The sequence below is a fragment of the Bacteroides sp. AM23-12 genome, assembly GCF_003434395.1.
Lineage (GTDB): Bacteria > Bacteroidota > Bacteroidia > Bacteroidales > Bacteroidaceae > Bacteroides > Bacteroides thetaiotaomicron.
The window spans coordinates 225,075-246,871 of record NZ_QTLF01000005.1; the positions used below are offsets into that span (position 1 = coordinate 225,075).

Annotated in this window: 13 protein-coding genes and 3 tRNA genes; 12 read left to right on the forward strand and 4 right to left on the reverse strand. The window is 38.6% G+C overall.

The window, feature by feature from the left end:
• Window positions 1–40: 40 nt before the first annotated feature.
• From DW640_RS07420 to DW640_RS07450, 6 genes are all read left to right on the forward strand, one after another.
• Window positions 41–1,069, forward strand: coding sequence for a VWA domain-containing protein (locus DW640_RS07420; protein WP_008761569.1), 1,029 nt, complete (start codon window positions 41–43; stop codon window positions 1,067–1,069).
• A 9-nt stretch (window positions 1,070–1,078) separates the two neighbouring features.
• On the forward strand, window positions 1,079–1,801 hold the full coding sequence (locus tag DW640_RS07425) for a tetratricopeptide repeat protein (protein WP_170848600.1): 723 nt from the start codon (window positions 1,079–1,081) through the stop codon (window positions 1,799–1,801).
• A 34-nt stretch (window positions 1,802–1,835) separates the two neighbouring features.
• Window positions 1,836–3,662 (forward strand): BatD family protein, encoded by a 1,827-nt coding sequence (locus DW640_RS07430; RefSeq protein ID WP_055298460.1) that lies wholly within the window; start codon window positions 1,836–1,838, stop codon window positions 3,660–3,662.
• Window positions 3,663–3,680: 18 nt separating this feature from the next.
• The gene (locus DW640_RS07435; protein ID WP_016267572.1) at window positions 3,681–4,514 is read left to right on the forward strand and encodes a tetratricopeptide repeat protein; all 834 of its coding nucleotides are present in this window, start codon (window positions 3,681–3,683) and stop codon (window positions 4,512–4,514) included.
• A 133-nt stretch (window positions 4,515–4,647) separates the two neighbouring features.
• Window positions 4,648–4,938: a hypothetical protein gene (locus DW640_RS07445; RefSeq protein ID WP_008761566.1), complete on the forward strand. Its 291-nt coding sequence runs from the start codon at window positions 4,648–4,650 to the stop codon at window positions 4,936–4,938.
• A gap of 73 nt (window positions 4,939–5,011) precedes the next feature.
• Window positions 5,012–6,133, forward strand: coding sequence for a universal stress protein (locus DW640_RS07450; RefSeq protein WP_008761565.1), 1,122 nt, complete (start codon window positions 5,012–5,014; stop codon window positions 6,131–6,133).
• A gap of 297 nt (window positions 6,134–6,430) precedes the next feature.
• Here DW640_RS07450 and DW640_RS07455 read toward each other — a convergent pair whose 3' ends face one another.
• On the reverse strand, window positions 6,431–7,648 hold the full coding sequence (locus DW640_RS07455; RefSeq protein ID WP_008761564.1) for a M48 family metallopeptidase: 1,218 nt from the start codon (window positions 7,646–7,648) through the stop codon (window positions 6,431–6,433).
• Between the two features lie 32 nt (window positions 7,649–7,680).
• Window positions 7,681–10,257, reverse strand: coding sequence for a DNA gyrase subunit A (gene gyrA / locus DW640_RS07460; protein WP_008765727.1), 2,577 nt, complete (start codon window positions 10,255–10,257; stop codon window positions 7,681–7,683).
• Window positions 10,258–10,663: 406 nt separating this feature from the next.
• Between gyrA and DW640_RS07465 the strand changes: the two genes are divergently transcribed.
• From DW640_RS07465 to DW640_RS07490, 6 genes are all read left to right on the forward strand, one after another.
• Window positions 10,664–13,189 (forward strand): ATP-dependent Clp protease ATP-binding subunit, encoded by a 2,526-nt coding sequence (locus DW640_RS07465; RefSeq protein WP_055298458.1) that lies wholly within the window; start codon window positions 10,664–10,666, stop codon window positions 13,187–13,189.
• A 139-nt stretch (window positions 13,190–13,328) separates the two neighbouring features.
• Window positions 13,329–15,374 (forward strand): molecular chaperone HtpG, encoded by a 2,046-nt coding sequence (gene htpG, locus DW640_RS07470; RefSeq protein ID WP_048696729.1) that lies wholly within the window; start codon window positions 13,329–13,331, stop codon window positions 15,372–15,374.
• 169 nt (window positions 15,375–15,543) lie between these two features.
• Window positions 15,544–17,844, forward strand: coding sequence for a patatin-like phospholipase family protein (locus tag DW640_RS07475; RefSeq protein WP_032813414.1), 2,301 nt, complete (start codon window positions 15,544–15,546; stop codon window positions 17,842–17,844).
• Window positions 17,845–17,923: 79 nt separating this feature from the next.
• Window positions 17,924–17,997, forward strand: a tRNA-Arg gene (locus tag DW640_RS07480).
• A gap of 21 nt (window positions 17,998–18,018) precedes the next feature.
• A tRNA-Arg gene (locus tag DW640_RS07485) sits at window positions 18,019–18,092 on the forward strand.
• A gap of 20 nt (window positions 18,093–18,112) precedes the next feature.
• Window positions 18,113–18,189 (forward strand) — tRNA-Arg (locus DW640_RS07490).
• A 602-nt stretch (window positions 18,190–18,791) separates the two neighbouring features.
• On the opposite strand, the gene dapA is transcribed toward DW640_RS07490, so the two are convergent.
• On the reverse strand, window positions 18,792–19,685 hold the full coding sequence (gene dapA, locus DW640_RS07495) for a 4-hydroxy-tetrahydrodipicolinate synthase (protein ID WP_008761561.1): 894 nt from the start codon (window positions 19,683–19,685) through the stop codon (window positions 18,792–18,794).
• 59 nt (window positions 19,686–19,744) lie between these two features.
• On the reverse strand, window positions 19,745–21,745 hold the full coding sequence (gene ligA, locus DW640_RS07500) for an NAD-dependent DNA ligase LigA (protein WP_008761560.1): 2,001 nt from the start codon (window positions 21,743–21,745) through the stop codon (window positions 19,745–19,747).
• Window positions 21,746–21,797: the final 52 nt, after the last annotated feature.

The window sequence follows — 21,797 nt, forward strand, 5'->3', positions numbered from 1 at the left end:
GTTTCGTCAATCGTGATTTGTAACGTAAAATAGGAAGAAGATGTTTCGATTTGAAGAACCTGCATATTTATATTTATTGCTGCTATTACCGTTTTTAGCAGCTTTCTACTTGTATTCCAATTACAGGAGACGGAGAAATATCCGACGTTTTGGAGATCCGGAATTGTTAGCGCAATTAATGCCGGATGTATCTAAATATCGACCGGATGTGAAATTTTGGCTCATCTTTGCCGCTATCGGCTTATTCTCAGTATTGCTGGCTCGTCCGCAATTTGGTTCCAAGCAGGAAACGGTGAAACGTAAAGGGGTGGAAGTGATTATAGCTCTGGATATATCTAATTCTATGCTGGCGCAGGATGTGCAGCCCAGCCGTTTGGAAAAAGCCAAGAGATTAATATCCAGATTGGTAGATGAATTAGATAACGACAAAGTCGGTATGATCGTATTTGCCGGAGATGCTTTTACCCAGCTACCGATCACGAGCGATTATATTTCCGCCAAAATGTTTTTGGAATCTATCAGCCCATCGCTGATTTCCAAGCAGGGTACAGCAATCGGAGAGGCAATCAACCTGGCAACCCGCAGTTTTACTCCGCAAGAAGGAGTGGGACGTGCTATCATTGTCATCACGGATGGTGAGAATCATGAAGGTGGCGCTGTAGAAGCTGCTAAAGCTGCTGCCGAAAAAGGGATTCAGGTAAGTGTGCTGGGAGTAGGTATGCCCGAAGGTGCTCCTATTCCTGTAGAAGGTACCAATGATTATCGCCGTGACCGCGAAGGTAATGTAATTGTAACCCGTCTGAATGAGGGCATGTGTCAAGAAATAGCCAAAGACGGAAAGGGTATCTATGTACGGGTAGATAATTCTAATTCTGCTCAAAAGGCTATCAGTCAGGAAATAAGTAAGATGGCTAAGTCTGATGTGGAATCGAAAATATATACGGATTTCAACGAACAGTTTCAGGCTATTGCATGGATCATTTTACTATTGTTACTAGCTGAGATGTTAATTTTGGATCGTAAGAATCCATTATTCAAAAACGTTCATCTTTTCTCTAATAAGAAGTAAGCTATGCGTATGTTAAAAATGAAATATATCCTGTTCGCTGCTTTTCTGTTATTGGCTGTTGGTGTTTCGGCACAGAAAGCAGAGCGTGACTATATCCGCAAAGGAAATCGTCTGTTCAATGATAGTGTATTCGTAGATGCAGAGGTTAATTACCGCAAGGCTTTGGAAGTTAATCCTAAATCTGCTGTATCCATGTACAATTTGGGAAATACGCTCTCACAGCAACAAAAGTTTCAGGAAGCCATGGAGCAATATGATTCTGCCAGCAAAATAGAAAAGGATAAAATGAAATTGGCACACATTTACCATAATATGGGGGTGCTTTTTCAAGCTGGTAAAGATTATGCAAAAGCTGTGGATGCCTACAAAATGTCGTTGCGCAACAATCCTGCAGATCATGAAACACGGTATAACCTGGCACTCGCTCAAAAGATGCTGAAAGACCAACAGAATCAGCAGGATCAAGATCAAAATCAGGATCAGAATAAAGATCAGCAGCAGAAACAAGACCAGAAACAGGACCAAAACAAAGATAAACAGAACGATCAGAAGAAAGACGATCAAAAGGATCAGCAACAACCGCCGAAGCCTGAAAAACAAGATAATCAGATGTCAAAGGAAAATGCTGAGCAGTTACTTAATTCTGTAATGCAAGATGAGAAAGACGTACAGGACAAAGTGAAGAAACAACAGAAGGTTATTCAGGGCGGTCGTCTAGAAAAAGATTGGTAATAATAAAAAGTTGATGATATAAATTTCATAAGCAATGAAAAAACTGATTGTTATATTGATGGCATTGATAGCATATAGCACCCAAGCGCTTGCCGACAAGGTGTCATTCACTGCTTCCGCTCCCGATGTAGTGGTGGTAGGGGATCAATTCAGGCTATCTTATACAGTAACCACACAAAAAGTTAAAGACTTTCAGGCACCGTCTATCAAAGGATTCGACGTCCTGATGGGGCCAAGCCGTTCTCAGCAAAGCAGTACACAGATAATGAATGGTAATGTCACCTCTACAAGTAGTATTACATTCACTTATATATTGATGGCAAATACTGCCGGTGAATATACAATCCCCGGAGCTTCTATTGTAGCTGATGGCAACCAGATGGTTTCAAACTCCGTAAAGGTGAAGGTTTTGCCACAAGACCAGGCTGGTAATGGAGGACAAAATGACGGTAGCTCATCTGCACGCTCTTCATCTGGTACAAGTGTATCTAATCAGGATTTGTTTATCACGGCAACTGCCAGTAAAACGAATGTATACGAGCAGGAAGCATTTGTCTTGACCTATAAAATATACACCAGAGAGCATGACTTGCAATTAAATAATGCCAAACTGCCTGACTTTAAAGGATTTCATTCTCAAGAAATTGAAATGAATGCAAATGCAAGATGGACACAGGAGCATTATAAAGGACGTAACTATAATACGACAATCTATCGCCAATTTGTATTATTTCCCCAGCAACCGGGTAAGTTATTTATAGAACCGGCACAGTTCCAGATGACGGTAGGTAAAGCTGTACAATCTGACGATCCTTTTGATGCATTTTTCAATGGTGGAAGCAATGTAGTTAAAGTACCGAAATCTATCGTTACTCCTAAAATAGCAATTAATGTCAATCCGCTTCCTGCTGGTAAACCTGCAAACTTTTCAGGTGGAGTGGGAGAGTTCAACATTTCTTCTTCCATCAATAGCAAGGAGCTGAAAACTAATGATGCTATCACTATCAAGTTAGTCATCTCCGGAACTGGAAACCTGAAACTGATTTCTAATCCGGAAATTAAATTTCCAGATGACTTTGAAGTATATGATCCAAAGGTGGACAACCAAGTCAGATTAACTCAGGAAGGTCTAACAGGAAATAAAGTTATTGAGTATCTGGCTATTCCAAGACATGCTGGCAATTATAAAATTCCGGGGGTATCTTTCAGCTATTTCGATATCCGTTCAAAATCTTACAAAACGTTGAAAACGGAAGACTATGTAATCAATGTTGAGAAAGGTGCAGGAAATGCTGATCAGGTGATTGCCAATTTCACCAATAAAGAAGACTTGAAAGTATTGGGTGAAGATATCCGTTACATTAAGCAAAATGAAGTTACTCTCCAACCTAAGGGTAGTTTCTTCTATGGCTCAATGACCTATTGGCTGTTCTATATCATTCCTGCTCTAGCCTTCATCATCTTCTTTATCATCTACCGTAAACAAGCCGCTGCAAATGCCAATGTTGCTAAGATGAAAACAAAGAAAGCTAATAAGGTAGCAACCAAACGCATGAAACTAGCCGGTAAGTTGCTCTCTGAAAACAAGAAAGATGCCTTCTATGATGAAGTACTGAAAGCATTGTGGGGATATATCAGCGACAAACTTAGTATTCCGGTTTCCCGTTTGTCGAAAGACAATATTGAAGAGAAGCTGAGAAACCATGGAGTAAGTGAAGAACTAATTAAAGAATTCCTAAATGCATTGAATGATTGTGAATTTGCCCGTTTCGCTCCAGGTGATGAAAATCAGGCAATGGATAAAGTTTATTCTTCTTCAATAGAAGTGATAAGCAGAATGGAAAATTCAATAAAACATTAACCCAGAAGAGATTGTGTCATGAAAAAAATATTGTTTTTTATATTATTATCAATGTCAGTCACTTGTTTCGGACAAGGAACTCAAAGCATTGATTCTATACAAACAACCGAAGCTGATTCTATCCATGCGGGTTCACATACATTTTCTGATACGAAGTTGGAAGATGTAACAAAAGCCGAAGGAGATTCCGCATATATAAAAGATGATTATGCAACTGCTATCCAAATATATGAATCCTTATTAAAAAATGGGGAATCTGCAGATGTGTACTATAATTTAGGAAACAGTTACTACAAAGCTGGAGAAATAGCAAAAGCCGTACTCAACTACGAACGTGCTTTGCTTATGAAACCAGGAAACAGCGACATCCGTGCCAATCTGGAAGTAGCACGCGCTAAAACAATAGATAAAGTAGAACCTGTTCCGGAAGTTTTCTTTGTATCATGGGCCAAAGCCTTGATAAACAGTATGAGTGTAGACGCATGGGCTACATGGGGAATTGTCTCCTTTATTCTATTTATCATCGCTCTTTACTTCTTTATTTTCTCCAAGCAGATTATACTGAAAAAAGGAGGATTTATATCAGGTATCGTTTTCTTAATTGTTGTAATATGCTCTAATCTTTTTGCTTCAGAGCAAAAAGAACGTTTAGTAAATAGAAGCGAAGCGATCGTCATGAATCCTAGTGTAACAGTTCGCAGCACTCCGAGTGAAAGTGGAACAAGTTTGTTCATCCTTCATGAGGGACGTAAGGTCAGTATCAAAGATAACTCAATGAAAGAATGGAAAGAAATTCGCTTGGAAGACGGCAAAGTAGGATGGGTGCCGGCTTCCGCTATTGAAGTGATATAAAATTCGTAAACAGAATTTAGGAATTTAGGAAAAAAGATAAGCAAATAATTTGTTTTATCTTTTTTTTTGCTTAAGTTTATAGCGTGATAAAAAATTAAATACAATATAGTATTAACCATTAAATTTATGAGACATGAGAACAATAACATTTAATGAACTTCGCAAGATTAAAGATTCATTGCCTAGCGGTAGCATGCATAGAATAGCAGACGAACTTGGTTTGCACGTAGATACAGTGCGCAACTTCTTCGGAGGCCACAATTTCAAGGAAGGAAAAAGTGTCGGAATACATCTTGAGCCCGGTCCGGATGGCGGGCTTGTAATGCTGGATGACACAACTGTTCTCGACCGGGCTCTAAAAATTTTAGATGAAATAAACATGAGTATGCAAAAAGAACAAGCTACCGAACCTATGCAAATTTAAAATATAAAACAAGAATCCCAATTGCCCAAACAATTGGGATTTCTTATTTGTTCACCTTCAAAAACAGATTATTATGGAAGATAAATTAGTAACCTTAGCTATTCTGACTTATACAAAAGCTCAGATTCTAAAGAATGTCCTCGAAAATGAAGGAATAGAAACATACATTCATAACGTAAATCAAATACAACCTGTTGTATCTTCAGGAGTACGTCTACGAATTAAAGAAAGTGATCTACCACGTGCATTAAAAATAACGGAAAGTTCTACCTGGTTATCTGAAAGTATAGTGGGAGAGAAGACACCTAAGGTAGATAATAAATCGAACAAAATTTTAATACCTGTCGACTTCTCCAGTTATTCGATGAAAGCGTGTGAATTTGGCTTTAATTTGGCTAAAACTGAGAATTCTGAAGTGATTCTATTACATGTTTACTTTACACCGATATACGCTTCGTCATTACCATATGGCGATGTATTCAATTATCAGATCGGAGATGAAGAATCTGTTAAAACAATCATCCAACAGGTCCATTCAGATCTCAACGCACTATCTGATAAGATAAAGGAAAAAGTTGCATCTGGAGAATTTCCGGATATCAAATATAGTTGCATTTTGCGAGAAGGAATTCCAGAAGAAGAAATTTTAAGATATGCCAAGGAGCAGCGTCCTAAGGTTATCATTATGGGAACGCGTGGAAAAAGCCAGAAAGACATTGACTTAATTGGCAGTGTAACAGCTGAAATTATTGATCGAAGCCGCACAGCAGTATTAGCAATTCCGGAAAATACTCCATTCAAAGAATTCAATGAAGTAAAACGTATTGCTTTCTTAACCAATTTTGATCAGAGAGACTTGATTGCTTTTGAAGCATTTTTCAACACTTGGAAATCTTTCCATTTTTCAGTCTCATTAATACATCTGGCTGAATCCAAAGATACTTGGAATGAAATTAAACTTGCAGGTATCAAAGACTATTTCCAAAAACAATATCCCGGGCTTGAAATTCATTATGATGTGGTAATGAATGATAATCTATTAAAAGGACTTGATCAATATATCAAAGATAATCAAATTGATATAATAACATTAACTTCCTATAAGAGAAATATATTTGCACGATTATTTAACCCAAGTATCGCTCGTAAGATGATTTTCCATTCCGATACGCCATTGCTTGTTATTAACGGATGATGGAGAAAGAACGAAAATAAACTGTTTACGTTCAGGGAATAATTATCATTATGTTTAATAGAAAAATAGATAATACTTATAACTAATTTCTCTCTCTTCTCTCTCTAAAACCAAAAGAGGCATTCCAAATGAATTGGTTATAGCCTCTTTTTCATTTTCTCACAAAAAGAAATTCATCATTATATATTTTGATAAAAAAAAATCAGAATCATCATTCAAGCTTCTTTATTTGTAAAAACAAAAAAGACTATCCTAATTTAAATTTTGGGATAGTCTTTTTATAAAAACTGAATATAATTATTTCATCATCTTATCGATTTCTTCAAATTCAGGACCCATGTTCAGATTATAGTAAACACGGTAAAGACCCTGTAACCACAAATCTTTCTGATCAGGTTTCAAAGCTCTGGCTTTTTCGTAGAATGGCTTAGCTTCTTCATAGAATTTCTTCACTGTAGCTTGTGCCTCTGCATATTTCGGATCATTGATATCTGTTGTAGCTTTATCAGCATAATCCTGAGCCTTCATCAAATACACTAATCCTACATTAGAATATGCCTCTGCATATTCAGGATCTGCAGCAATAGCTTTCTTGTAGAACTCAATAGCTTTATCATATTCTTTCATATTATGATAAAGATACGCTTTCACATAAAGATACAACTTGTTATTAGCATCAGTAGACAACATTCTATCAGCAAATTCCATTGCTTTAGAAGCTTGGTTAGAGCTAGTATAGTAATCTACCAAATTCGCAAAGAAATAATCATTTCCAGGGAATTTTAAAATACCTTCTTCCAATGATTTAACCCATGCTGCAGTATCACCTTTAGCTTTATATGCATCTGCCATCAATTGCATTGCAAACTTACCGCCATCTTTGTCATCCAAAGCAGCAGGAGCATATTTAATAATTGCATCTTTATCTCCTACTCTGTCAGCAGCCAATGTTGCGTAATATGCTATTTGTGCCAAAAGAGTATCTGTTTTAGCCAAATTTTGCTCTGCCAACATAGGATAAGAAGCTGATTCTACGTATGTTGCAAAGAATTGCAAAGCTTCCTTATTCTTATCAAGGTTAAAGAATTGAATACCACCGTTAATTAAGTTAGGACGTTCAACCAATATAGTTGAAGCATTTGCTTTTCTATATTTGTTTTTAATTTTACCTTTTTCATTAGGTACTTGAGCTAGATCATCACATTTAGTATAATACTCAAACATTTTTAAAATGCTGTTGTATGCCTTCAATGTGTCAAACGGCTGTTTCAGAACACCCTTCTTATCACGTTCTTCTTCAATAAAACGTTTCTGAATAAATCCAGCAACGTCCCATGTGTCAGGAAGATCCTTGGTCTCAGGGTTCTTAATGGCTTCATTAATCAGCTTTTCAGCTTGATTAAAATTCGGTTTTACATCACTGGCAATGCTTTTGGCTTCTTTTACATTCTTCATTTGAGCGAATGATAAGCTTACGGCCATCAATAAAACCATTGAAAATAATACTCTTTTCATGATTGTTGTTTGATTAATTATTAATATTATGTCTATTCCTCAATTTCGTTGTTATTTTCATTAACATCTGTAGCAGTATCTGCATTGTCAACATCCTGATCAGTAGTCAGATCACTGACAATAGTACCTTCTGCTTCTTCTGCGGGAACTTCATCCTCAAGACTTTCTGTCATTACTTTACATACAGAACCAATCTGATCGTTACGTTTTTCAAGATTAATCAGACGAACACCTTGAGTAGCACGTCCCATAATACGGACATCAGCAACTTTCAGACGGATAGTTATTCCGGATTTATTGATAATCATTAAGTCGTTCTCATCAGTCACTGACTTAATTGTTACCAACTTACCTGTTTTTTCAGTAATATTCATGGTCTTTACACCCTTACCACCGCGATTAGTCTTACGATAATCTTCAATTTCAGAGCGTTTACCATATCCCTGTTCAGAAACAACCATTACGGATTCTGTTTCCAAATCTTTTATACATATCATTCCTATTACTTCATCCTGACCATCATTATCCAATGTAATACCACGTACACCTGTAGCCGTACGTCCCATTACACGAACTGCAGCTTCATGGAAACGAATAGCCCGACCATTACGATTAGCAATAATGATTTCATTATTACCATTCGTCATTCGAACTTCAATTACACTGTCATCCTCACGAATTGTAATAGCATTTACACCATTCTGACGCGGGCGTGAATATTGTTCAAGCAATGTCTTCTTGATAACACCTTTCTTCGTACAGAATAATACGTAATGACTATTGATATATTCAGTGTCATCCAGGCTCTTAACACGCAAATATGCAGTAACACTGTCATCAGAGTCAATATTTAACAGGTTTTGTATAGCACGTCCTTTGGAATTCTTCGTTCCTTCTGGTATCTCATAAACTTTCAGCCAATAACATTTACCTTTTTGTGTAAAGAACATCATGGTATTGTGCATAGTAGCCGGATATATATGCTCTACAAAGTCCGCATCACGAGTTTCTGTTCCCTTAGAGCCTACCCCACCACGATTCTGCGCACGGAATTCTGTTAATGGCGTACGTTTGATATATCCCATATGAGATATTGTGATAATCATCTGATCATCAGCATAGAAGTCCTCCGGATTAAACTCTTCGGAAGAATAAACGATTTCAGAACGACGTTCGTCACCATATTTCGCTTTAACTTCCAATAATTCATCTTTCATCACCTTACGACATACCTCATCATCAGCCAAAATGCTTTCCAAATAAGCAATCTGTTTCATGATTTCTTCGTATTCAGCATGAAGCTGATCCTGCATCAGACCAGTCAACTGACGCAAACGCATCTCTACAATTGCACGTGACTGTATTTCTGTCAGATTAAAACGTTCTATCAAACCTGCAATAGCATCATTTGGAGTCTTAGCTGCACGAATAATACGAATAACTTCATCAATATTATCAGAAGCAATGATTAAACCTTCAAGGATATGTGCACGTTCCTTTGCTTTACGCAGATCGAACTGAGTACGGCGGATAACTACTTCGTGCCTGTGCTCTACGAAGTATTTAATCATATCTCTCAGATTCAATGTCTTAGGACGTCCGTGAACCAATGCAACATTATTCACACCGAAGGAAGTCTGTAAGGCTGTCATCTTATACAGCTTATTCAGCACTACACTTGCATTAGCATCACGTTTTACATCGATAACGATACGCATACCGTCACGGTCAGACTCGTCGTTTGCATTCGAGATACCTTCTATTCTCTTATCGTTAACAAGATCAGCAATATATTTGATCAGTTCAGCCTTATTAACATTATAAGGGATCTCAGTCACTACGATTTTATCATGTGTCTGTCCGGTTTCAATTTCCGCTTTTGCACGCATTACTACACGTCCACGACCTGTCAGATATCCTTCACGTACTCCGCTGATACCATATATATAACCACCTGTAGGGAAATCTGGAGCTTTGACATAAGTCATCAGTTCCTCTACTGTGATTTCCTGATTATCAATATATGCTTCACAAGCATCAATTACTTCCGAAAGATTATGAGGAGGCATATTAGTTGCCATACCTACCGCAATACCGGAAGCACCATTAACCAAAAGATTAGGAATACGGGTCGGCATCACCTTCGGCTCTGTCAACGTATTATCAAAGTTAGGTTCGAAGTCTACAGTTTCCTTATACAGGTCATCCATCATCGCTTCACCTAACTTGTTTAGACGAGCCTCCGTATAACGCATGGCAGCGGGGCTATCACCATCTACAGAACCAAAGTTACCTTGGCCATCTACTAAAGGATAACGCATTGCCCATTCCTGAGCCATACGCACCATAGCATAATAAACTGAAGAGTCTCCATGCGGATGGTACTTACCCAGTACTTCACCCACAATTCTTGCAGATTTTTTATAAGGTTTGTCTGAAGTATTACCCAATTCCATCATTCCGTATAAAATTCTACGGTGAACGGGCTTAAATCCATCTCTAACATCCGGAAGGGCACGTGAAACAATGACCGACATGGAGTAGTCAATGTACGATGACTTCATTTCCTCCTCGATGTTAATCTTTATAATTCTGTCTTGTTCAAGCATTTAAAATGATTATTAATTATACATTGTATGGTCTGTGAAAAACCACGCTAAAGTACTACTTTTCCACGATATACGAAAGTTTTTCCGAAGAAAGTTTTTTTCTGCTTGAAGGACAGTCTGTTTGTCTATATTTAGTTATTAAAATTAAAAATTTCAAGGAACGGATTGACTTCTAACCATTAATATTAGAAAAAGAAATGAGAAAAAGAATAAATACTACCATTAAGGAGACTATATCTGTGAAAAACAGGGAGTGGTATTTGTTATACCTTATATATATAATACAAAGCATTGTTTTTATGGCACGCCATTTGTAGATATAAGAAATAAAGCAAATATGCAATACAAACTTGATTAAATGCGTATATTTGCCAGTAAATAACCCCTTAGAAGAAAAGGAAAAAGTATGAATAATCAATTCTCACAAAGAGTTTCCGACATTATCGTCTATAGCAAGGAAGAAGCTAACCGGTTGAGGAGTAGGCATATCGGACCTGAGCACCTACTTCTGGGATTGCTTCGTGACGGTGAAGGAAAAGCTATCGAGATATTGTCAAAACTCAACACCAATTTAGCTGCAGTAAAGCAGCAGATTGAAGCTCGGCTGAAGACAGAAGCTGATGATATGCTATTGCCTGATGCAGAGATACCGTTGTCTAATGACGCGGCAAAAATATTAAAAATGTGTATTTTAGAAGCACGTGGAATGAGAAGTAATATAGCTGATACAGAGCATGTTTTGTTAGCGATCCTAAGAGAAAGAAACAATATGGCTGCTTCCGTGCTCGAAGCTAATGACGTTAATTACGTGAAAGTGTTGGAACAAGCCACATTGCAACCGGATGTAAATTCCGGCATGGGATTCCCGGAAGACGATGATGATGAAGAAATGTCTTCTCCCCGATCTGGTGGAAGCGGTTCTGAAGAACGCCAGCAACAGGCGCAAACAGCTTCAAAAAAACCGGCTAATGACACGCCTGTACTTGACAATTTCGGTACAGATATGACAAAAGCGGCAGAAGAAGGACGTTTGGACCCTGTAGTAGGCAGAGAAAAGGAAATTGAACGCTTGGCTCAAATCCTAAGTCGCCGTAAAAAGAACAATCCGATTCTGATCGGTGAACCTGGTGTAGGAAAATCAGCAATCGTTGAAGGACTTGCTTTGAGAATTATTCAAAAGAAAGTCTCACGCATCTTGTTTGATAAGCGAGTAGTAGCTCTTGACATGACCGCAGTTGTGGCAGGAACAAAATATCGTGGTCAGTTTGAAGAGCGTATTCGTTCCATTCTCAACGAGTTACAAAGGAATCCGAATGTAATCCTGTTCATTGATGAGATCCATACAATTGTAGGTGCAGGTTCTGCAGCCGGTTCAATGGATGCAGCCAATATGCTGAAACCTGCATTGGCACGCGGCGAAATACAATGTATTGGTGCTACTACCCTTGATGAATACCGTAAGAATATAGAAAAAGACGGCGCTTTGGAACGTCGTTTCCAAAAAGTTATGGTGGAACCCACTACTGCTGCCGAAACTCTTCAGATTCTGCGTAACATCAAGGATAAATATGAAGATCATCATAACGTGAACTATACAGATGAAGCATTGGAAGCTTGTGTCAAGTTGACAGACCGTTATATTACGGACCGTAACTTCCCCGATAAAGCTATTGACGCTTTGGATGAAGCAGGATCACGTGTACATCTGACCAACGTCAATGTACCCAAGGAAATCGAAGAGCAGGAAAAACTCATCGAAGAAGCTAAAAGCAAGAAAAATGAAGCTGTGAAATCGCAGAATTTTGAACTCGCTGCCAGTTTCCGAGATAAGGAAAAAGAGCTCACGCTTCAGCTGGACGAAATGAAACGAGAATGGGAAAACAGTCTGAAAGAGAATAGACAGACTGTTGATGCAGAGGAAATTGCCAATGTTATTTCTATGATGTCCGGCATTCCGGTACAGCGTATGGCACAAGCCGAAGGAATCAAGCTGGCTGGCATGAAGGAGGATCTGCAATCGAAAGTAATCGCACAGGATCCGGCGATAGAGAAACTGGTCAAGGCTATTTTAAGAAGCCGTGTGGGATTGAAGGATCCCAATAAGCCCATTGGAACCTTTATGTTCTTAGGTCCGACTGGTGTAGGTAAAACCCATTTAGCCAAAGAATTGGCAAAATATATGTTCGGGTCTTCCGATGCACTGATTCGTATAGACATGAGCGAATTTATGGAAAAATTCACTGTCTCACGTCTGGTTGGAGCTCCTCCGGGATATGTAGGATATGAAGAAGGCGGACAATTAACTGAAAAAGTACGTCGCAAACCTTATTCTATCGTCTTGCTTGATGAGATCGAAAAAGCACATCCGGATGTGTTCAATCTCCTTCTTCAAGTGATGGACGAAGGCCGTCTGACTGACAGTTATGGCAGAATGGTTGATTTTAAAAATACAGTTGTTATCATGACTTCCAATATTGGTACCCGCCAGTTAAAGGAGTTTGGACGTGGTGTAGGCTTTGCTACACAAAGCCGTCTGGATGACAAAGAGTTCTCGCGAAGTGTTATACAAAAAGCATTAAATAAATCATTCGCGCCCGAATTTATCAACCGTGTCGATGAAATCATAACATTTGACCAACTCTCTTTGGAAGCTATCACGAAAATCATTGATATTGAGCTAAAGGGACTATATGATCGTATTGAATCTATTGGATATAAGCTAGTTATTGATGATGAAGCTAAAAGATTCGTGGCCGAAAAAGGATACGATGTGCAATTCGGAGCCCGCCCTTTAAAACGAGCTATTCAAACCCATTTGGAGGATGGACTGTCAGAACTCATTATAACTTCTTCTCTGAAAGAAAAAGATGTCATTCAAGTCTCTCTGAATAAAGAGAAAGGTGAATTGGAGATGAAAGTTATTGCATCTTGAAAGAAGATTACTTAAATAAGATAAGTCATAAAATATGCCAGAATGTCAGACCTTAGGGTCTGGCATTTTTTTTGTCTCTATCTGAACAAATATCAATTAAAAACATTCTAATAAATAAACCAAAAAAATATACGTTATTATGCAAAAAGGTAATATTGGGGTTACAACAGAGAACATTTTCCCTATCATCAAAAAGTTCTTGTACAGTGACCATGAAATTTTTCTTCGCGAATTAGTGTCTAATGCAGTAGATGCCACTCAGAAACTAAATACCCTTGCTTCCATTGGGGAGTTTAAAGGTGAACTGGGCGATCTGACAATTCACGTTGAATTAGGTAAAGACACTATTACTATCTCCGACCGTGGTATTGGCCTGACTGCAGAAGAAATAGAAAAGTACATCAATCAGATTGCATTTTCAGGAGCGAATGATTTTCTGGAAAAATACAAAGATGATGCAAATGCAATCATCGGACATTTCGGTTTAGGCTTCTATTCTGCCTTTATGGTTGCAAAAAAGGTTGAAATTATCACCAAATCCTACAGAGACGAAGCACAAGCTATAAAATGGACTTGCGATGGTAGCCCTGAATTCACTATTGAAGAAGTAGATAAGGCAGATCGTGGTTCAGATATCATCTTATATATCGATGACGATTGCAAAGAATTCCTCGAAGAAGCACGTGTTTCTGAGCTTCTGAAGAAATATTGCAGCTTCCTTCCTGTCCCCATTGCATTCGGGAAGAAGAAAGAATGGAAAGATGGAAAACAGGTAGAAACCACTGAAGACAATATTATTAACGACACTACTCCTTTGTGGACTCGTAAGCCGAGCGAACTGTCGGACGAGGATTATAAGTCGTTCTATACCAAGTTGTACCCGATGTCAGACGAGCCATTATTTTGGATTCATCTGAATGTGGATTATCCGTTCCATCTGACTGGTATCCTCTACTTCCCGAAAGTAAAGAGCAATATTGAGCTGAATAAAAATAAGATTCAGTTATATTGCAACCAAGTATATGTAACGGATTCCGTAGAAGGAATTGTACCGGACTTCCTGACTTTATTACATGGAGTTATTGATTCCCCGGATATTCCATTGAATGTATCCCGTTCTTATTTGCAAAGCGACTCGAATGTGAAGAAGATTTCTACCTATATCACGAAGAAAGTTTCCGACCGCCTGCAATCGATTTTCAAGAACGACCGCAAACAGTTTGAAGAGAAGTGGAATGATTTGAAAATATTTATCAATTACGGCATGCTTACTCAAGAGGATTTCTATGAGAAAGCGCAAAAATTCGCCCTTTTCACCGATACAGATAACAAACATTATACATTTGAAGAGTATCAGACCCTTATTAAAGATAATCAGACAGACAAAGATGGAAATCTGATCTATTTGTATGCTAATAATAAAGATGAACAATTCAGTTATATCGAGGCTGCCACCAACAAGGGATACAATGTTCTGCTTATGGATGGTCAATTAGATGTAGCTATGGTAAGTATGCTGGAACAGAAGTTTGAGAAATCTCGCTTCACCCGTGTAGACAGCGATGTGATCGACAACCTTATCATCAAAGAAGACAAGAAAAACGAGACACTGGAAGGAGAAAAGCAAGAAGCTATCACAACTGCTTTCAAGAGCCAGTTACCCAAAATGGATAAAGTTGAGTTCAATGTAATGACACAGGCATTGGGAGACAATTCAGCTCCGGTGATGATTACTCAAAGCGAGTATATGCGTCGTATGAAGGAAATGGCAAATATTCAGGCCGGAATGAGCTTCTATGGGGAGATGCCGGATATGTTCAATCTGGTTCTGAACTCCGACCATAAGCTTATCAAGCAAGTGCTTGACGAAGAAGAAGCAGCTTGTCACCCTGAAGTAGCTCCTATACAAACAGAGATGAATAGTGTCAGCAAGCGTCGCAACGAACTAAAAGACAGCCAAAAGGACAAGAAGGAAGAAGATATTCCTACTGCGGAGAAAGATGAACTGAATGAGCTGGATAAAAAATGGGATGAACTGAAAAATAAAAAAGAAGGCATCTTTGCAGGATATGCCAGCAACAACAAGGTAATCCGTCAACTCATCGACCTGGCTTTATTGCAGAACAATATGCTAAAAGGTGAAGCTCTGAACAACTTCGTGAAGCGCAGTATTGAGCTGATTTAATACCGCCCCTTTATTTATAACATAAATCAATGAAAGAGCATTCAACACTAAAACGTGTTGCAATGCTCTTTTTTCATCATAAAACGAACGCTAAAATATCGATAAATTGGAAAGTATTGCATATATTTGAACACTAAATGATAAATACTTCAATTGTTTGATTTGGGTTATGAGAAAAATACTTTTAGTGTTAATTGCTATATGGTTATTCATGCCGACTGTCTGCGCCCAAAAAGTAGGTCTTGTCTTAAGTGGTGGCGGTGCCAAAGGATTGACACACATCGGCATCATTCGCGCCTTAGAAGAAAATAACATTCCTATCGATTATATTACAGGAACTTCCATGGGGGCCATTATCGGCTCTCTTTATGCGATGGGGTATTCTCCTGATGATATGGAAGAATTATTGAAGTCAGAGGACTTTAAAAGATGGTATTCAGGACAAATAGAAGAGAAATACGTATACCACTTCAAGAAAAATGTCCCGACACCAGAGTTTTTTAATATCCGTTTCTCATTCAAAGACTCATTAAAAAACTTCAAACCACAATTTCTGCCCACAAGCGTAGTAAATCCCATACAGATGAATCTGGTTTTTGTAGATTTGTATGCACGCGCTACAGCTTCGTGTAAAGGCGATTTCGACAAGTTATTCGTTCCTTTCCGATGCATAGCTTCTGATGTCTACAATAAAAAGCAACTCGTAATGAGAAACGGAGATTTGGGAGATGCCGTCCGAGCTTCCATGAGCTTTCCCTTTATGTTTAAGCCTATAGAGATTGACAATGTGCTGGCATATGACGGAGGAATCTACAATAATTTCCCAACAGACGTTATGAGAGACGATTTTCATCCGGATATTATAATTGGAAGTGTGGTATCTACAAACCCCACCAAACCCAAGGAAAATGACCTCATGAGCCAGATAGAAAACATGGTCATGCAAAAAACCGATTATTCTATTCCGGATTCAATGGGTATTCTGATGACATTCAAATATGACAATGTCAGCTTGATGGATTTCCAGCGAATAGATGAATTGCATGATATCGGATATAACCGAACCATAAGCATGATGGATTCTATAAAAAGCCGTATACAAAGGAGGGTTAATTTGGATAATATACGTTTGAGAAGAATGGTATACCGAAGCAACTATCCGGAATTACGCTTTAAAAACATCATTATTGATGGAGCCAATCCCCAACAACAGGCATATATTAAAAAAGAATTTCATAGCTCTGACAATAAGGAATTCACTTACGAAAACTTGAAAGAAGGCTATTTCCGGCTGCTTTCAGACAACATGATTTCCGAGATCATCCCGCATGCCGTATACAATCCGGAGGATGAAACATATGACCTGCATTTAAAAGTCAAACTGGAGAATAATTTTGCCGTACGATTAGGTGGGAATATTTCCACATCCAACTCGAACCAAATTTATCTCGGTCTCAGCTATCAGGATTTAAATTACTATGCGAAAGAATTTCTTTTTGACGGTCAACTCGGGAAAGTCTATAATAATGCGCAATTCATGGCTAAGATCGACTTTTCTACTGCGATCCCGACCTCTTACCGCTTTATCGCATCTATTACTACTTTCGACTATTTTAAGAAAGACAAGTTATTTTCCAGGAATGACAAGCCAGCATTTAATCAGAAAGACGAACGCTTCCTTAAACTTCAGGTCGGACTACCTTTTCTTTTAAGCAAACGAGCTGAGTTTGGAATAGGGATCGCCAGAATAGAAGACAAATATTTCCAGAGAAATATCATCGATTTTGAGAAAGACAGATTCGACAGAAGCCGTTATGATTTATTCGGCGGCTCTATCAGCTTCAATGGAAGTACGCTTAATTCACGGCAATACCCGACACAAGGCTACAAAGAAGCTCTTGTTGCACAGATATTCATGGGACGGGAAAGATTCTATCCCGGTGAAGAGACCAAAGGAGTTCAAATAAATAAAGAACACCATTCCTGGCTGCAATTATCATATATGAAAGAAAAATACCATACAATGAGCGAACACTGGGTTTTGGGATGGTATTTAAAAGCTTTGTACGCTTCCAAGAACTTTTCCGAGAATTATACGGCGACTATGATGCAAGCAGGTGAGTTTTCACCTACTCTACATAGCAAACTCACCTATAATGAAGCTTTCCGCGCCAATCAATTTGTGGGAGCCGGCATTCGTCCCATCTATCGCCTCAATCAAATGTTCCATCTGCGAGGTGAATTTTATGGTTTTATGCCTATATATCCGATTGAAAGAAACTCATTAAATAAGGCATATTATGGAAAAGCCTTCTCTAAATTCGAATATTTAGGAGAAATTTCTGTTGTGTGTCAATTACCGTTCGGAGACATCTCTGCTTATGTAAATCATTATAGCTCACCGAGAAGGGAGTGGAATGTCGGGTTAAGTATCGGTTTCCAACTGTTTAATTACCGTTTCATCGAATAATTTTCTACAAAAAAAAGTCGCCGAATGCTTGCTAATTCGGGAAAAGTACGTATCTTTGCACCCGTTAAAACGAAACAATGGTCGCGTAGCTCAACTGAATAGAGTAGCTGACTACGGATCAGCCGGTTACAGGTTTGAATCCTGTCGCGATCACTTTTTTCGGAAAAACAGAATGGCCGCGTAGCTCAACTGAATAGAGTAGCTGACTACGGATCAGCCGGTTACAGGTTTGAATCCTGTCGCGGTCACTTCTACCAACATTTAACAAGGTCGCGTAGCTCAACTGAATAGAGTAGCTGACTACGGATCAGCCGGTTACAGGTTTGAATCCTGTCGCGATCACCAAAATCCTCTGCATTTTTTGTGGAGGATTTTGTTTTTTACCCCATTCCATCGAAGAAATCCGGCATCACGAGAAAGAAAATTAAACGGTCGTTTTACCACAAATGACTGCAACTTTTGCATAAATCAAGCGGTTGTGTTATCTAAATCGAGCGGTCATTTCGGCCCAGTCCGATATTTTAAATCAAACGACCGTATAATTATGTACAATCAATAGGATGTTTTATAAAAACACTTTAATAGTTATTTTCAAACATCAAGAAGTTTATTTTCAAACATTGGGAAGTTTAAAGAGTGCATGGCAACATATGTTGAAACATGCACTTTCATCTTCACCTTTTGCTCGAAAGCACTATAAACAAGTGGATACAGGATGAAGGAAAAGCGTTTCACTTTTATACTACATTAGGTTATCAAATATGCTATTAGGTTATCGGATTTTGCTATTAGCTAATCAAATTATGCTAATAGCAAAAAAATAGAAAGAACTAAAAAATCCCCCTTCACCTTGTATCTGCCTGTTCATGGGAGACATGACAAAAAGGTGAAGGAGGAATACCTATTTATAAAATGTATGGAGAATCGATACTTCTCAGTATATCAGATCAGCATTTAATATTCAGTTCGTTCAAGACTTTACGTATTGCCTCAAATGTCGTAATTCGAGTCGGAACCAACGGCAATCGAAGTTTATTTTCAATCATCCCCATTGCATTCAGCATAGATTTTACTCCTGCCGGATTTCCATCCACAAACAAAAGATCAAATAGCTCAGTAAATCGATGATGAATAGTGAGTGCATTAGCAAAATCACCTTGAAGCGCCAAACGTGTCATACGACTGAATTCACGCGGGAAAGCATTGCCGATTACAGAGATCACTCCAACAGCTCCCAAGGTTATTAATGGAAAAGTAATACCATCATCACCGGAAATAACATTGAAATTATCCGGTTTATTCTTGATAATGTCATCCATTTGAGTAATATTACCGGAAGCTTCTTTAATAGCGATTACATTACTAAAATTACGGGCAATGCGCAAGGTTGTCTCAGCAGTCATATTTACTCCTGTACGCCCCGGCACATTATATAGCACGATAGGAAGTTCCGTAGCTTCCGATATGGCTTTATAATGCTGATAAATTCCCTCTTGCGATGGCTTATTATAATATGGCACTACAGACAATATAGCGTCAACTCCTGTAAAATCGTCATTTTTCAATGTTTCTACTATTGCGCGTGTATTGTTACCGCCTACACCCAGCAAAATAGGAATTCTTCCGTTAACGCGGTCAATCACCATCTTTTTGATGGTTTTCTTCTCTTCCTCGGTAAGAGTCGGTGTTTCGGCTGTAGTCCCCAGCACACACAAGAAATCCGCATTATTCTGCAATAGATAGTCTACCAAACGCATCAACGCATCATAATCAACGCTTTCATCCTCTTTGAAAGGAGTAATCAGTGCTACCCCCATTCCTTTCAATTTAGTCTGTATCATGAGTTTTAATTATAATCTCTAATTTTATTAGGCGCAAAAGTACGAATATTTTTCATATCTTACGATATAAGTTTCAGAAATTCGTCCTCGCTTAGTATGGTTACTCCAAGTTTTTTTGCTTTTTCCAGTTTGGCTGGCCCCATATTGTCACCGGCAAGGATAAAACTGGTCTTAGCAGAGATACTTCCCACATTCTTACCGCCATTTTTCTCAATAAGGTCTTTATATTCGTCCCGTGAATGATGCGTAAATACGCCGCTGATCACAATAGACTGACCGGCTAATTTATCCGTATATCCACTCATATCTTCTTCTGTACGATAGAGCTGTAACCCAGCCTCTTTTAACCTGCCAACTAACTCTCGGTTAGACTCATTTGAGAAATACAGAAGAATGCTTCGCGCTATTTTTTCCCCGATTTCATCGATACTTATCAGCTTTTCAAGGTCAGCCTGTTGCAGCTCGTCAATGTCTCCGAACGACTTGGCTATTTTCTTTGCTACCGTCTCGCCAACAAACCGAATTCCCAAAGCAAAGATGACGCGTTCAAAAGGAACTGTCTTACTCTGCTCAATCCCCGTAATAATATTCTCAGCAGATTTTTCTCCCATACGATCCAACCCTTTGATATCATCGGCTTTCAATTCATACAAATCCGCCGTATTATGAATCAATCCTAAACGATAGAACATATCCACCGTTTCAGGACCCAACCCATCAATATTCATGGCTTTCCGACTAATAAAATGCTCTATTCTACCTTTAATCTGAGGGGGACATGCAGTTTCATTAGGACAATAATGGGCAGCTTCGCCTTCATATCTAATTAATTTGCTGCCACATTCGGGGCAATTGGTAATAAACCTGACCTTCTCACCAAGCATAAAGCTACGGGCATCTTTATCCACTCCTGTAATTTTAGGAATGATCTCGCCACCTTTTTCTACATAAACCATATCTCCGATATGCAAATCAAGCCCTTCAATAATATCCGCATTATGCAATGAAGCACGTTTGACAATCGTTCCGGATAGCTGAACAGCATCTAAGTTGGCAACAGGAGTTACAGCGCCTGTTCTGCCTACCTGATAAGTTACCATATTCAATCGTGTCAATGCACGTTCTGCCTGAAATTTATAGGCAATTGCCCATCTGGGTGATTTCGCCGTAAAACCAAGATTCTTTTGTTGTCTCAGACTATTTACCTTCAAGACGATTCCATCAGTAGCTACAGGCAGATTCTTTCGTTCTACATCCCAATGATTGATAAATTCAAAAACCTCTTCCAACGTCTGGCATTTACGCGTCAAATCAGAGATTTTAAATCCCCATTTTGCGGCTTCCTGAAGATTTTCATAATGTCCGTCACAAGGCAGATTATCTCCCAAAAGATAATATAAATACGCATCCAGCTTGCGAGAAGCTACAATAGAAGAATTCTGAAGCTTCAATGTTCCTGAGGCTGCATTTCTCGGATTAGCGAAAAGTGGCTCCTCACGTGCTTCTTTTTCGCGGTTCAACTCCTCAAATACTTCCCAGGGCATAAGAATTTCCCCACGAATCTCAAAAGAAGAAGGATAATTGTCACCATGGAGCACAAGTGGAATAGAACGGATTGTCTTTACATTATCTGTCACATCATCGCCCTTTTCTCCATCTCCGCGTGTAACGGCACGAACCAGTTTTCCATCTTCGTAGGTCAGAGAAATGGAAGTACCATCATATTTCATCTCACAGCAAATCTCAAAATCCTCATTCAACGCTTTTCGTACACGCTCATAAAAATCTGTAACTTCGCTTTCAGAGTATGTATTTGCCAAAGACAACATAGGGTATTTATGCGCAACCTGCGTGAAATTCTTGCTAATGTCACTGCCGACACGCATAGTGGGCGAATTTTCATCTTTATATTCCGGATGTGCCAGCTCCAGATCCTGGAGTTCACGCATCTTATCATCAAACTCCTTATCTGAAATTTCGGGAGCATTCAAAACGTAATAATTATAGTTATGCCGATGAAGTTCAGCACGCAATTCCTCTATTTTTTCCTTTATATCCATATTTCTTCGATTGTTTAAGGCAAAAATACAGGTTTATCTTTGAATATTTGTA